General features: G+C 42.5%; 14 protein-coding genes. 2 read left to right on the top strand and 12 right to left on the bottom strand.

The annotated features are described in order from the left end of the window. Window positions 1-210: 210 nt before the first annotated feature. Complete coding sequence (locus L1D22_RS03085) at window positions 211-1284, top strand: LacI family DNA-binding transcriptional regulator (protein ID WP_239828672.1); 1074 nt, start codon at window positions 211-213, stop codon at window positions 1282-1284. Window positions 1285-1518: 234 nt separating this feature from the next. Here L1D22_RS03085 and L1D22_RS03080 read toward each other — a convergent pair whose 3' ends face one another. Then, entirely contained in the window at window positions 1519-2445 is a 927-nt protein-coding gene (locus L1D22_RS03080) for a LysR family transcriptional regulator (protein WP_239828671.1), read from the bottom strand. A gap of 101 nt (window positions 2446-2546) precedes the next feature. Here L1D22_RS03080 and chrA point away from each other — a divergent pair, with 101 nt between their 5' ends. Next, window positions 2547-3695: a chromate efflux transporter gene (gene chrA / locus L1D22_RS03075; protein WP_239828670.1), complete on the top strand. Its 1149-nt coding sequence runs from the start codon at window positions 2547-2549 to the stop codon at window positions 3693-3695. 75 nt (window positions 3696-3770) lie between these two features. Here the strand turns inward: chrA and L1D22_RS03070 are convergent, their stop codons facing one another. The 11 genes from L1D22_RS03070 to L1D22_RS03020 are packed head-to-tail and all read right to left on the bottom strand — an operon-like array spanning window position 3771 to window position 15095. Next, window positions 3771-4484 (bottom strand): class I SAM-dependent methyltransferase, encoded by a 714-nt coding sequence (locus tag L1D22_RS03070; protein ID WP_239828669.1) that lies wholly within the window; start codon window positions 4482-4484, stop codon window positions 3771-3773. Between the two features lie 9 nt (window positions 4485-4493). Beyond that, complete coding sequence (locus L1D22_RS03065) at window positions 4494-5423, bottom strand: glycosyltransferase family 2 protein (protein WP_239828668.1); 930 nt, start codon at window positions 5421-5423, stop codon at window positions 4494-4496. After that, window positions 5420-7183, bottom strand: coding sequence for a hypothetical protein (locus L1D22_RS03060; protein ID WP_239828667.1), 1764 nt, complete (start codon window positions 7181-7183; stop codon window positions 5420-5422). The genes L1D22_RS03065 and L1D22_RS03060 overlap by 4 nt, the downstream gene beginning before the upstream one ends. A gap of 34 nt (window positions 7184-7217) precedes the next feature. Beyond that, entirely contained in the window at window positions 7218-8222 is a 1005-nt protein-coding gene (locus tag L1D22_RS03055) for a tetratricopeptide repeat protein (protein WP_239828666.1), read from the bottom strand. Then, window positions 8219-9190, bottom strand: coding sequence for a type II secretion system F family protein (locus L1D22_RS03050; RefSeq protein ID WP_239828665.1), 972 nt, complete (start codon window positions 9188-9190; stop codon window positions 8219-8221). The genes L1D22_RS03055 and L1D22_RS03050 overlap by 4 nt, the downstream gene beginning before the upstream one ends. A gap of 3 nt (window positions 9191-9193) precedes the next feature. Continuing rightward, window positions 9194-10159: a type II secretion system F family protein gene (locus tag L1D22_RS03045; protein WP_239828664.1), complete on the bottom strand. Its 966-nt coding sequence runs from the start codon at window positions 10157-10159 to the stop codon at window positions 9194-9196. Window positions 10160-10168: 9 nt separating this feature from the next. Next, window positions 10169-11626, bottom strand: coding sequence for a CpaF family protein (locus L1D22_RS03040; protein WP_239828663.1), 1458 nt, complete (start codon window positions 11624-11626; stop codon window positions 10169-10171). Between the two features lie 33 nt (window positions 11627-11659). Then, the gene (locus L1D22_RS03035; RefSeq protein ID WP_239828662.1) at window positions 11660-12880 is read right to left on the bottom strand and encodes an AAA family ATPase; all 1221 of its coding nucleotides are present in this window, start codon (window positions 12878-12880) and stop codon (window positions 11660-11662) included. 24 nt (window positions 12881-12904) lie between these two features. Then, window positions 12905-13390, bottom strand: coding sequence for a TadE/TadG family type IV pilus assembly protein (locus tag L1D22_RS03030; RefSeq protein ID WP_239828661.1), 486 nt, complete (start codon window positions 13388-13390; stop codon window positions 12905-12907). Then, window positions 13390-13818 carry a TadE/TadG family type IV pilus assembly protein gene (locus L1D22_RS03025; protein WP_239828660.1) on the bottom strand — a complete coding sequence of 143 codons (429 nt, stop codon included), beginning with the start codon at window positions 13816-13818 and terminating at the stop codon, window positions 13390-13392. Before L1D22_RS03025 ends, L1D22_RS03030 begins: the two co-directional genes overlap by 1 nt. Window positions 13819-13820: 2 nt before the next feature. Beyond that, window positions 13821-15095: a Tad domain-containing protein gene (locus L1D22_RS03020; protein ID WP_239828659.1), complete on the bottom strand. Its 1275-nt coding sequence runs from the start codon at window positions 15093-15095 to the stop codon at window positions 13821-13823. Window positions 15096-15099: the final 4 nt, after the last annotated feature.

Here is a 15099-nt window from a genome sequence, read left to right as displayed (position 1 = left end):
TTAATAGTGAACCTAGAGACTATAATTAATACTAATTCGAATAAATAACGTGATCTAAAAGCAGTTATTCCTTTTCAAAATTTGCACAAGATCGACTGTTTTCGGAAACATAAATAGTGTTTCAAATGACATTTATTTGAAGGTGTACAAGGTTTATTTCATCAAGATTGGTTAGGCTTGTTTCATTGTCAAAGTCTGATGAGCAGAATAATGAGTGTCACCTTTAAAGATGTCGCAAAGCTAGCGGGTGTCTCTACCCAAACCGTTTCTCGAGTAACAAATGGTTCAGAGAGCGTCGCCGAATTAACACGTCACAAGGTTAATGCGGCTATTAAACAGTTGGGGTATGTGCCAAACAAGGGCGCGCAAATGCTCAGCCGAGCTAAGTCCACCAGCGTTGGGTTGGTGACTCTCGATATGGCACTGCATGGTGCAGCGATGATCGCCAATGGCGTGCGAATGCAGGCTCATGACATGAATTATGGTATTGCTTTCTCTGTTGTGTCAGAGCCCAACCTCGCTAACACGCGTGAAGCTATCCGTGAATTAATGGCTCAACAGGTCGACAGCATCATTCTGAATGTGCCTTTAAAAAGTGCCGATGCAGAGCTATTAGTCGAACAGTACCAACACTTAAATCTTATCTTCATTGATGTCCCTTCTAACAGCCAAGTGAACTATGTTTGCGGTGATCACGCTGAAGGAGCAAAACTTGCAGCTCAACACCTGATAGCGAGTGGGCGAACTAACTACCTATTGATCACAGGTCCAAATGAATCCAGTGCATCACAGATTCGTCACCAGAGTTGGTTAGCAGTGTTATCAGATGCCGATTGCAAAGTGCCGTATCAACATCAAGGAAACTGGCAAGCAGAAAGTGGCTACCTTGGTGTTCGCGAAGCTGTCGCGAAGCAAGCTGTATTTGATGCTGTGTTGGTGGCAAGCGATCAGATGGCATTAGGAGCATTGCGCGCACTGCAAGAACTGCAAATCCCAGTGCCTGACAAGGTCGCTGTTGTCGGTTTTGATGGCATCGAAGACAGCGCTTACTTTAACCCACCATTGACCACTATCAAGCAAGACTTCACTACCATCGGTCGACAAGCAGTGGTACTTGCAGAGAAGCTCAACGCTAATTCACAAGATGCTTTGCTACAACACCATATTGAAACTACATTACTCCCAAGAGAAAGCAGCCAACCTAAAGTGACTGCTCATTATGAGAAACAAGAGATAGAGCGACTGCTGCAACGGATTCAAACCCTTCTGCCTGAATCGAGATGAAAAGAAAAAGCGCTAGGGGGAGCTAGCGCTTTAAGACCAACTAAGTCCGTTTAGCCTGGTAGTTTTTTAAGCTATATCATGAGGATATAACCAATTTTTTTACTTAGGTAAATCAAAAAGCCTATTCTTTACGACTGCTTTGAGTCGTAAATTAAGTATAGTCGGATTCTTATTATTAACCTGATTTTTCCTTAAATAATTAGAAAAAGTGTGGTTATCTCCCAATACAAAAAATTACTCAGCAATCACAGACGACACCGCCTCAGTAATCAATCTTCTAAGTAGCTTATTTTTATCATCTAAATGCTTCGCTTTCCTATAGACAAGCTGTATGTCGAAATCCGGTACATCTATCGGTGGCTTGACAGCCAACAGTGCTTCTTCACCCTCAATGTCATTGCGAGCCACCAGCTTAGGCACTATACAGAGCAGTTCTCTGCCACGAATTAAGCGCTTTACTGTTAAAAAGTTACTCGAAGCAATAACCACTTTTCGACTTAAGCCAAGTTCAGCTAAACGATTGTCGACTCCAGTTTTTATCACACCAGCAGGCGAGACCAAAGCATGTTCAACAGATGCAAATTGCTCTAAAGACATAGGCTCTTCGATCGACAAAACCGAATTGTCGAGCAGGCAGACGTGTTCTTCTGTATACAAATGCTTAGTTCTGTATAGCTTAGACACCTCACCAAAGCTACCAATCGCTATATCCAGCTTAGAATCTTCAAATACTCGCTGATAGTTACCTCGATTTACGTTAAACAAAGCAATTTGAGAATCAGGAGAGGACTGTTTAATGAGGTCAAACAACACTGGAGCAAACATCTGCTCGGCATAATCGGTAAGACCAATCTTCCAACTGCCTTTGTAAGTTGTTGCATCAAATGATTTAGAGAGTAGTACTTCAGATTGAATGGTATTGAGCAAGGCATCGACAGTACTGGATAATTCAATCGCTCTATCCGTTGCTTCCATCTTGCTACCTACCCGCTCAAACAGAGGGTCATCAAACAACTTTCGAAGTCGTTGAAGGCTATGACTCATTGCAGACTGACTGACATAACAGCGCTCAGCTGCTTTACTTACACTGTTCGTTTTGTATAACGCTTGCAGAGCTATCAATAAGTTAAGATCGATACCTTTCCAGTTAAAATCAGCCATCCAGAAGAACCTATTTCATTAATAGTTATAATTAAAACAATTAATTTGAATCATAGTGCAAGTCACCATAAATTACGCTAAACATTTATCTGGAATCGATCATGCTTTCAATTTTTAAAACCTTTTTCTGGCTTGGCTGGATTAGCTTTGGTGGACCAGCTGCGCACATTGGCTACTTCCGTAAAACCTTTGTTGAGAAACTTAACTGGCTATCTGATGAAGAGTACGGGCAAATTGTTGCTCTCAGTCAGTTCCTACCAGGCCCAGGTTCAAGCCAAGTTGGCTTTGCGGTTGGCTACAAAAGAGGTGGCTTAACGGGTGCGATTGCTGCGTTTATCGGCTTTACTTCCCCATCAGTCATCTTAATGTTGATATTAGCTTTGGTGAGCAATCAACTATTGGAAGCACCTCTGTTTAATTCAATCATTCACGGTTTGAAGCTACTCGCAGTGGTGGTGGTTGCTGATGCCACATTTGGCATGTACAAAAACTTTTGCCAATCGAAGATAGCGACCGCCTTGTGTGTAATGACAGCGATTGTCCTGCTGTTAATTCCAGGGATCTGGCCGCAAATCTTGGTACTTCTATTTGCTGCAATCATTGGCAGTAAGTTTTTGACCTCACAAGAAATCAAAACTGTTGCATCAACACACAAGATCTCCATAACACCGCTCGTTATTTTTGTTGCGCTGTTGGTTGGCCTTCCTCTGTTCAGTGCATACTCTCAAGGTATTGAGGTATTTGGTCTGTTCTATCAAGCTGGCAGCTTAGTATTCGGTGGCGGTCATGTGGTACTTCCATTGTTACAGAATGGTATTGGTGACCAACTATCGCAAGATGCATTCCTAACAGGTTATGCCGCAGCACAGGCCGTACCTGGCCCTATGTTTACCTTAGCCACTTACCTCGGTTATGTATTAATGCCATCGGCACCAATTACTGGCGCTTTGTTAGCGACAATCGCCGTGTTCTTACCGGGCTTCTTATTACTACTGGGGGTATTGAAAAACTGGCAGGCAATCGCAAGTAAACCATTAGTTGCTGGTGCACTTACCGGTGTGAATGCAGCGGTAGTCGGGTTACTACTTGCGGCTCTGTATCAGCCAATCTTCACAAGTGCGGTGAGTGGCGGTTTAGACTTCGCTCTGATCATCGTAGGTGTGTGGCTATTGAAAACGGTCAAGATGCCAATCGTAGGGCTTGTCGGCATGTTTATGCTATTCGGCGCTCTTACTGGCTTTGTTAACTAAAGGTCTAACCGAAGCAAGAAGTTAGTGAATACCTAACTTCTTGCTTACGACTGAACGATAGGAGCCGTCGAACCTTTAACTAGCAGGCTTGATTCCATGGAAGTTAAAAAACAAATTGCAATCAATGAGCGGGATTGGGCTTAATGGCCAAAAAGAGTGTTTATTATCAGGGAGATAGTACTTTAAAAAGGCGATCAAATTATTGCAGGGATTAACATGTTCTCTCGCCATAATGTAATCGTAGTTCCACCCCTTTTTCATTCCAAGTTTACTTGTCGTCATATAACGACCAACTTTCCATGCAATACCTGGGTCTGTAAGAATCAAAATGGACAAAGTGCCGCCCGGCTTTAATACCCTAAGCCATTCTTTAATCACAAGATGAGACTCATAAAGGTGTTCCAATATATGTGTCGCAATAACACGATCAAAGCAGTTACTTTCAAAGTCTAACGCTCGTGCATTCGTTACATTAAAAACGAGCTTGTCATAAGTACTGGTGTTACTGAGTTGCCTTTTTGCCACTTCGAGTGCAGCTGAATCGCCATCACTGACCGTATACTCGTCAAAACTATGCTGAACATGTCTCAAATGTTCACCCGTTCCTGAACCCACTTCTAACACCTTCGAGAAATACTCTCTGTTACTGAAAGGCTTCTCACACGCTATATGACCCGCCCTCATCACATAGCCTGTCGTACTGCTTTCGTAGACTCGCTCGTCATATTCATCACTGAAACGGGACAAATAATCGAGCCACTCCTTGTCTTCATCCTTGTTTATTCTCATTCCTGAATCCTATTGAGGTGGCTTGTGATCGTGACTTCTTAATATTGAAAGGATCCTCATCTCTCGTCTGCCACGCGACACGTTGTCGAGTATCAAGCCGCAAAAGAAAGACATCACCGCGATAAGTGCAATTGAACTAGACAGAATAGCTGTTGGGACCCTTTCAACGAGCCCGGTATCAATAAAATCGATAATAACGGGAATCCCTAATCCCAGTGAGATAAAGCAAAGAAACACCGACAAAGCACCGAAAAAAAACATTGGCTTTACATCTCGTAGCAGGAACAAAATAAAGTTGAGGATTTTGATCCCATCACTCAATGTATTCAGCTTACTCGCCGTGCCTTCAGGCCTTGAGTGATAATGAGTGGGGACTTCTTTGATCGACATATTGTGGTGCAATGCATGCACGGTTAGTTCCGTCTCAATTTGAAAGCCGTCACTGAAAATAGGGACCGTTTTTACAAACCGGCGACTCATCACTCGATAGCCAGAGAAAACGTCATTCAATTGAGCATTGAACCCTTTATTTATCAGAGTCGAAAACATCTTATTACCCAAAATATGTCCTGCAGGATAAGCCTCGGAAGAGCGCTCTCGACTGCCAATGATCATATCGAGCTGTTCAGTAACCAGTTGTTCAATCAGTGTAGGGCTAATGGAGGCATCGTAGGTATCATCACCATCAGCCATAATATAAATGTCAGCATCAATATCTGAGAACATCCGTCGCACGACTTCACCTTTGCCCTGACGATACTCATGGCGCACAACAGCACCCGCTTGCAGCGCCTCTTCGACCGTGCCATCAGTAGAGTTATTGTCGTACACATAAATCGTCGCACTTGGTAGTGCACGTTGAAAGTCAGCCACCGTTTTTCCAACCGCTCCGGCTTCGTTATAGCACGGGAGTAACACCGCTACGGTTTGATTATTCATGAACTCTTCCTGACTCGAAACACTCGGTACCCATTTTCAATATTGTCGTACACAACATCTAACCAAGTTGGTGTATCTGAGCTGTACAGCTTATTGATCAATGCCCCCTCGCTCGCCGAGTCCTTTAAAATCAACAAATGCGGATCATTGCCAATAACAATGATATCGATGCTTTTCTCTATGATTTTCCGTTCGGCTAAGCTCAGATCTTCCTCTAGCATCACCTCGATAAGAAATTGGTTCCCAACAATATTTCGATGGTAAGGAGCAGCAATAATTCGATTATCCGTTTTTGCCAACACTGGAGCCCCCGTTTCAATTCCTGAAAGTATAGTGTGCGAATTTATATCGTTATCTTTTAAAACGTTATGAATCTTCAGCGATTGCTCCTTTTGATCAAGAGTAGTTGTAATTTCTTCGGTTGGCGACAGCGCGAGAATGACAAAGGCGACCGCTAGTGGTGCTCCAGAAGTAATAACGGTCGCTTTTATGATGGAGGAACGGATGTAATCTGCTAACTGAAGAATCACATATGCTTGCAGGGGAGCCGCTAGCACAAAACACAACCTCATGACTCTAATTTGCCAAAAGATCGCAAGGGCTAAATTGAACATAAAGATGAGATACAAAATTGTGCAGTGGTGATTTTTACGCTTAAAAAGTGGATACAAAGTGGCAGGAATCACCAGCAAAGCGTAATTCTCTATCGAGAAAAAACCATGACTTGCGACATATCTAACAATCGATTTCGCTTCTGTCACTTGGTCTAGCCAGTACACTTTAAGTATCGGAGGGTAATCAATAAACAACGCACTACTGAGTGATGGGTAAAGCACTGCCACTGGGATTAAAAATAGAACAGCTAGAAATACGAACAGAAAAACCTTTTGCAGTAGGCTGTTATCTTCATTCATAAACCGATGATAAACATTAACGAAAAGCCAGCCACAAAAGAAAAGAATGATGAGAACAAATGATATTTCGTCGTACTTAAAAACAAAAAACTCATCATAAGGTCGATTTAATAAAACCGCACAAATCCCAAACAGAGCGGAACTCGCATACAAATTAGAGATATAACCAAACCACTCATGGCGAACAAGACCGTAATACACGGTGTAAATCGCGGAAAAAAACATGAATAGCAAAACATTATCAAGCCCCGTCCATAAAGATAAAGACAGCAAGATAGATTGAGCATATACACGCCACGAATGGCTTAGCTGCTCATGATTCAATGGTGTCAAAGCTAGAAACAGGGCAGCGAAGATCAGCTGAATATTATGATGATCAATAGAACCGGGTAAAAAATGGATAATTGAAGGCGAAGAAATCGCAAACATCATACTAATAAAGCGATATTTGGCACCAAAGAGGTGGTCAGCTAGGTAAAAGCATGACAGCGAAAAAAGCAGCAAATAAAGCAGAGGGACAAGAGAGATTGATATTGCATAAGCAAGGTTATCATCGACGATAAACAACAATGGAAAGGCAACAAGCGACAGCATAAGATCAGGAAAACGAGACCAATGAATAATATTGCCATCAGCGGCATTAAAATTATTCATTGGCTCTAGGTACCAATGACCAGTTGACATCCAATCCTGAAATTGAACAAAACGCATATAATCGTCATTGTCATTCAGGTTAAGAGTTGAAACACTCTCCCACTTATAAATAAAGATCACTGTGGCACAAACTAACCAGATGACAGAGATAATGATGATATCTTTATTAAAATTTTCACTTTTAGGCGACATGAATATCCTTTTCACTGAGCCAAATTTTAAATGACTATTGCTTCATCTCTCTCACTTCCGCTAGTGCTCTATTTAAGTTTTCGTTCGCAACTCTGTAATATGATGGCTTCTTGTCTATTGCTTGCTGAAGGTAAGGAACGGCTTCATCAGGCTTACCTTGTAATATTAGGAAATACCCAACATTATTCAACGCTTCAGGCGTATCCATATGTCGCATAAACATATTAGTGGCTTTCTTCACGTCACCGGAGGCCAGATAAATGAGCGCTAGATTATTTTGGGCCTTCTCGCTATTTGGCTCTAACTCTAAAGCTGAGCGCGTGTACTGATAAGCCTCTTTGTAATTGCCGTACATGTAATGGGAGTAGCCCATATTCAACAAAGCTTTGAATGAGTTTTTGTCTATCTGCAGTGACTTCTTGAAGTACTCTTGTGCGATCTGATGCTTTCCGTCGACATCTTCCAACACACCAATTCCCATATACGCTGATGCAGGAGACATACTGTCGACCTTCAAGCTAGCGACTTCGCTTTGGCTTAACGCTTGGTGGTTTTTAATCGTTTCACTGCTTTTCAAACGGACTTGGTCGGCATTAATCGCTTTAAAGAAATAACTTCGACCTTCATCTGTTCGTCGCTGCTTCGTATACAAAACGCCCAACTCTTCCAATACCTCGGTATGTGCTGGATTGAAATCTAAGGCTGCCAAATACGCTTTCTCGGCAAGCGCTGCGTTGCCACGAGATGAATGGATTTTACCTATAGTAAACAGTGTTTTGTCGTGAAACTCTTGCTCAGGAAAAGACAGTGAGCGAATGTATTCATACAGGGCAAGATCGACATTGTTATCCCTTAATGCTACATCACCACGCATGATCGCCTCTTTCTCGTTCAAAGGAGGGTCATCATTCGTTAACGTATCTATCGGTTTACCCGAGTACAATTCCGCATCAAATTGATTCGTTGGTTCATCAGATGAGGCACAACCAAGTAGTAGTATTGGTAGAAAAAGTAGAAGGAACTTATTGTATAACATCATAAACTTGCTCCCGGCGCACTCAATGCGTCCATTACGATAAGTAGTCCTGGGCCAAGTGCAACAATGAAAAAACAAGGCCAAATAAATATCAGCATAGGAAATAACATTTTAGTCGGTATTTTAGCTGCCACCTCTTCTGCCGCTTGCTGGCGTTTATCTCGAAAATCTTCCGTATAATCACGTAGCGTTTGCGCTAAGCTTCCCCCCATTCTCGATGCATGAGAAAGCAAAGAAACCAAGCCTTCTAGTTCGACTAAACCCGTTCGTTCGATAAGTTGCCGAAGTGCATCAGGCATGGTGACACCCGCTTGAATTTTAGCAAACACAGTCTCAAGTTCATCCGCAAGCTCCGGCTGAGAGACATAGAGCTCTGATGCAACACGACCAAGTGCAGCATTAAAACCAAGCCCAGATTCGGTACACACAACAAGAAGATCAAGCGCATCAGGGACACCATTTCTTATTTTTTTCTGACGTTCTTTTTGTAACTTACTCAGAACAATATTTGGCGTGAATGTTCCGAGAAAAACACAGGTCATGATGAGTAAGTTATTGTAATCTCCGCCCAACGCTATGTAATAAACCATGAAAGCAGCGATGATGCCTATTAAGCTAGATAAAACCTTCAACGCATAAAAAACTGATAATGAGCTCTTCTCATGGAACCCAGCATGCATCAGCTTTTCTGAGTAAGTTTCATTATCCTTTTTGTTCCCTTTACTTATAAAAGGGCTTAATGATTCAAGCGTATTTGAGAAATCATAGGGCTTCCTTCCATCTGTACTTCCCTCTTCAGATATTTGTCTTAACTTTCTGTCTAAAGGAGATCGTGCACCTAACAATAGAAACCCAACCGTCAATGTTAACAAGACAGTAGTGAGCAAAATCATCGCATAAATAACCACCTGAGAGCTGATCCCAAATTCTTCTAGCATTTGCTTCCAGACTTCAATATTGAGTAGTTCCATAAGTTAAATCTCTATGCTAATGATCTTTTTGATCCACAAGGCCCCAATGGCCAAAAGAACAATACCGACACTGACCATCGATAAACCACGCGGATCTTTATAAAGTGGTTCGATATACTCGGGACTAGCCACCCGCAATGCGAAAAACAAACCAAAAGGGGATAACGTTAAGATCCATGCTGATAAACGACTTTCAGCAGAGAGTGTTTTTACCTTCCTTTCCAATTTAAAGCGTGCTCTAAGTACTTCAGATACCTTTTGTAAGTTCTCAGATAGGTTACCCCCAGTCTCTTTTTGCAACATTACGGCACTAGAAAAAGCCAGCATTGATACGGTTGGTACTCGTTCTGTCATCTGTAAAATCGCTAGACGTAAATCATAACCATAATTAAGTAAGTTATAGGTGTTCTTAAATTCGGTACCGATTGGGTCCGGAAGCTCTTCGCCTACCTCATTAAATGATTGAACGAGCGGTTGCCCTGCTTGTAAGGCACGTCGAATAATATCCAACGCTTCAGGAAGTTGTTCTTCGAATCGAGCCATTCGGTAAGTCACTCGATTTTGCACAAATAGGTAAGCAATAACCCAAACAAAGATGAATGCCGCGACACTTATGAACCACACTTGGTTGGTCATTATCGATATCAATGAGAGCAATACAGCGCAAAGAGAAACAATCAGTAAGAACCGGCTTAACGCCACTTTCATACCTGCGAGTTCCAACATTTTTTTTAAGCCAGCAAAATATGGAATGACGATTAACTTGCGGTCTACTGGAGATAAATCTTTGTTATAGTGTTCTTTGAGTAATGACAAACTCTCTGCATCGATATTACGTTGGGTCTCTTTCAAGCGACGAGACAACTCTTTATGCTTCGCTTTCTTACCCGCAGCAGGTAACAACAACGCTTGGGAAATAAAAAGTACTGCGATAAACAATAGACCTAATGAAACGCTTACATTGTCCATAATCTCTCCTTAACCTTTGGTCTCACTAAAGAGCTCGAAAGGCAGATCGAGTCCACGTTTGACTAACTGGTCATGGTATTGAGGCACAACCCCCGTTGCCGTGAAATAACCGATAATATTGCCGTTTTCATCAATACCTTGACGTTGAAAACGGAATATTTCAGACATCGTAATCACTTCTCCTTCCATGCCGTTGATCTCTTGGATACTCACCATACGACGCTTACCATCTTCTTGGCGTTCCATTTGAACAACAAGGTGGATAGCCGAAGCGATTTGAGCACGTAAGTTTTTGGTCGATATGTTCCACCCTGCCATCGAGAACATGTTTTCGACACGACTCAAGGCATCACGAGGGGTATTCGCGTGAATGGTAGCAAGAGAGCCATCATGACCCGTGTTCATCGCCGCTAACATGTCAACAGCTTCGCTACCACGCACCTCCCCAACCACAATTCGGTCAGGTCGCATACGCAAGGTGTTTTTGACCAATTCTCGCTGACTGATTTCTCCCTTCCCTTCCAGGTTGGCAGGTCGGGTTTCTAACCGAATTACATGAGGTTGTTGAAGTTGTAATTCCGCCGAGTCTTCTATGGTAATAATTCGCTGATCTCGAGGAATGAAACCAGAGAAGATGTTTAATGTAGTGGTCTTTCCTGAACCGGTACCACCTGAAATCAATATATTGAGTTCGCCTTTAACAGCAGCTTCAACAAATTTAGCCATTTGAGGCGAAACTGAATTGTAGTCAATCAGGTTATCCATCGTTAAACGATCGACAGCAAAACGACGGATAGAAACAGAAGGACCATCAAGCGCAAGAGGAGGGATAATAGCGTTCACACGAGACCCATCAACTAGACGGGCATCTACCATAGGTGACGCTTCATCTATGCGACGGCCAACCTGACTGACGATACGGTCGATAATGTTTCTTAGATGGCGATCATCGAGAAAAGTATAGGGCGTTTTTTCGAGTTTACCTCTTCGCTCAACGTAAACACTTTTAGGGCCGTTAACCAATATATCCGACACAGTTTGATCGGCTAATAGGGGCTCTAACGGACCAAGACCAAAAACCTCATCTTCTATTTGCTTGATAACTCGTTTACGACCTTCTGCGCTCAGAGCATGGCTACCATCTTCAGCCATTAGCTGTACGATCGCTTCGTGCAAATCTAGCTTAGCGCGCTCTTTCTCCAAGCTCGAAAGTAATCCTAAGTCCAATGTTTCAAGCAGCTGCTTGTGAAAGAAGTGTTTGATTGATAGTTCCTGCTCTAAAACCTTTCGAGCCTCATCAATTGCTTTTTCCTTTTCAACGCTCGCTTCTATATTTCTATTTCTAGAGTGACTAGACGCCTCAACATTGGATAAACGGTCAACAGGATTGGCATCTTCTGAATCATGCGAAATCTGTTCTACTTTTTTTTCAAACTCTGGATTTACATTTTTTCGTTTAAAGAACATCACAATCCCTCGTGTTTACTTTTCATCAACCCATTATGAAAACAACTTTTTCAACCACCCTTTTTCTTCTTGCTCTGGTGGTGATAGAACATGAGACAAATCGATGATAGAGCGAGTAATTGAGCTTTTCTTTCTCGACTGAACTAACGGCTGCCCCAAATTGGCACTCTCTAGCGCCACTTTAAAGTCATTAGGCATCAGGTGGATATCGTGATTGCCCACCGCCTGCTCAATGTCTTTTAACTTAATAGAATGTCGTTTTTCGTAACGATTAAGGATCACCTCTATTGCGTCGCTTTGTAAGCCATACTCAAACTTCAGAGACTTAATTAATCTACTTGTGTTTTTTACTGACACTAAACTCTGCTGTAAAACCAGAAGCACTTTAGTTGCTGGTGATATCGCAGATGCAAATACATGATCTAACCCTCTAGACAGGTCAATAACCACGTAAGGATAAAAGCGACGTAATATAGGAAGTAGTCGACCTATTTTCTGTGCCTGCTCGAAGTCATCAGCGTTATTTTCATGCTTAAAGCTTAGAACATGGAGACCCGATTCATGTTTGTTTACCAATGAACCCAAAGACATTTCATCCAAATCATTAGAATTGTTGATCGCATCCGAAACACTGTAAGTGGGGGTTATGTTCAAATAATCAGGTATCACGCCAAATTGAAGATCGATATCGAGTAAAAGTACTTCGTTAGGATGTTGCGTGGCCATCTCAATGGCAGTATTTAACGCTAAGGTGGTGGCTCCCATCCCTCCTTTGGTGTTCAAAAACAAGATAAACTCTCCATAACTGGAGTTCTCAAGCTTTTCAGAGGCCGTTTTCTTCAACAGTGGCAGTAGGTCCGATAGGGTCACATTGTGAGACAAAAAGTCTGACGCCCCTAAACGCAGTGCTATTTTTAGTGACCCATTATCACTTTCATCACCAAGCACAACTAAGGACAAATCCTTGTCTTCTAAAGACAAATCATACCCTTGCAACTCAACCATTTTTTGTGCCCAATTCCCGTGAGCTTCAACGAAAATAAGCTCTGGAACATCCGCACTTTTTAAGTATTCCTCACTCATTGCCGCAAGAGAAAACGACGTTACATGAACATTTCGGCATTTTTTTAGTTCTTGACTCATATGCGAATGAAAGCCGTCAGTACTGTAGACTAACCAAACCTTTAGATTCGTTCTTAAACGCGTCATATCCTTATCGTTTTCATTCTGCGTTATTTTGATCGCTTCCCCCATACCGCTACTCCTGTAATAAATAACTTATGGACACCGATTCCTTTTTTCAGAGTCCGCCCTAACCACACCTAAGCTTTCAGCTGGTAATATTGTTTCAAACGCAGGAGAGGCAAGAAACCCATTCACTCCTAGAAAGCTTAGGTTACTGATTAACTGAATGCCATACCCCGTAGCCCTAGCACGCACAAACTTAATGGTTCCAAAGTTAGCTTCAAAATCAGAAGCAATCTCTCCCCCGCTCGCGTCTAAGTAAGCCACTTCTAAGTTCGCACTGGTAAACCCAACAAGAGGAATATCATCCACCACCATTCCCGCAATATTGTCTCTATCTAGGACGTAACATACCGTCGCTAATCTAGCCGCCTTCCTAGTCGCTTCACTGACCATTTGTAGCGAAAATATATAGGCCCCCAATGCTAAAATAAGAAAGAGCAGTAAAAAAATTAGCGATGAGACCAGAGTGAACTCAATAATGGCCAGCCCTTTAATTCGTCTTTTAAGCCTTGTCATCACAGCACCCTCATCACTGAAGTCACACTTAATGGAACAGCAAAACTCTCATTCGAAAAAGGAATAGACAAGAAAAGTGGAACATAATCGTACGTCACACTAACTCGTACATAACTATCGCCTGAAGGCGGGGTTACGGTCACATCCGATGTCGTCAATGAAGATAGTACAGCTGTCCCCGCACTGTTCTGACCATAGACCACGACATTCTGAATCTCAGACGTCGGTGCGATGGTTCCACCAATGGTTCCATACACTTCACTAACCGCATAACGAGCGCCATTTTGCACTGACTTCGATATCACATTGTAGTGAACAAGAATATTGCCAAGCTCTAGAACTAATACTAGAAAAAACAGTAAAACAGGAGTCGCGATGACCATCTCTACAGCAGCAAACCCCTGTTGAACTTGATTAGATTGCTTCATGATCAAGACTCCCCACTATTGGGGTCCTTATACAGAACAATCTTATAAGTCCCTTCCGTTGTCGACGTTGTACTACCAGAGCCACCAGCAACACTGCAAGAATGGATAAACTCACCAAAAACAGCGGGTGTACCTGAGTTGTTAGTTGGTGCTTTTTGCAACAAGAAAAAACAGCCAATTTTGTTCACGGTAAAGTCGGTTGCACCACCACTTTTACCTGAGCAATCCACCATAGGAATCGGTAAAATTCTTCGCCAAGCCACACCATTAGATGCACACCCAGAACCACCGTTTGCTATGCAGGCGTTGGTATCTGACTCATATTGAGCATAGGTATAACTTCCGTCAGAATCGATCTCTCCCGTACCAGCATCAATCGTGATTTCATTGGTAGGCTCTGTGGTTACATAATCTGAAGGGTAATCGGATGCCGATAAACCACCACCATAATCACCAAAACGAGTGTTTAAACCATCGCCCGTAGGGCCAACCGTGCCACCTGGTTTGGTTGTGATATCTTCACCAATTTTAACTGGCTGGTCATAACTACCACCTAAACCTTCTTTAACTGTTTTACCACCAGAGCCGAAATCCAATAGGTGATAATTACCGTTGCCCATTTCTGACAAGCTACTGTCACCCACCTTCAATGCGTGGACCGTTCCGACTTCATAGCCAAATACATTAACTATCTCTTCACCTGTCACATCGTGATAGCCATCTTCTGGATCAATATCGTTATCCGAAGTGCCATCACCAATACAAACACCAATGGGTACAACGTTATTAACTACATCTTGACCTGAGCTTGGCCCTGCAACAGCACTTGCCGATACTGCTTTCTCAAGACCAAACATATGAATGAAAAATTCATCCATCTCTAGTGCATCCACGCGAACTCGCACATAAACATCATCACTTGCACCGAACGTCGTCGTGGTCGTGCCAGTAAAATCCTGTGGGTCATTCGAATAATCAATGCTTATAGAAGCGGTCGAAAAATCAATTTCTTGGTTCCCTGTTGAAGCAGCCATGGCATTGAGTGCCGTACTGACTTCCGCGTCTACCGCGTCTTTATCTTTACTATTGTCTAATATGGTTGCCGCAGCCAGCGCTGCAGAATCAACTGCATTTTGTAAGCGCGTTTTATTTACAACCATATGGTTTATATCTATAGCTAGCGCTGAGACCGCTAGAAAAACCAACAAGGCAGCAGTAATCATCACCACAACTAAGCCTTGTTGCTTTTTGGGGCTTTGTGATACTCGATACAACATGTGA

This window comes from Vibrio sp. Isolate34, assembly GCF_022397915.1.
GTDB lineage: Bacteria > Pseudomonadota > Gammaproteobacteria > Enterobacterales > Vibrionaceae > Vibrio.
Note: the sequence above shows the minus strand (reverse complement) of the source record. Positions and strands in the feature narration are given on the sequence as shown.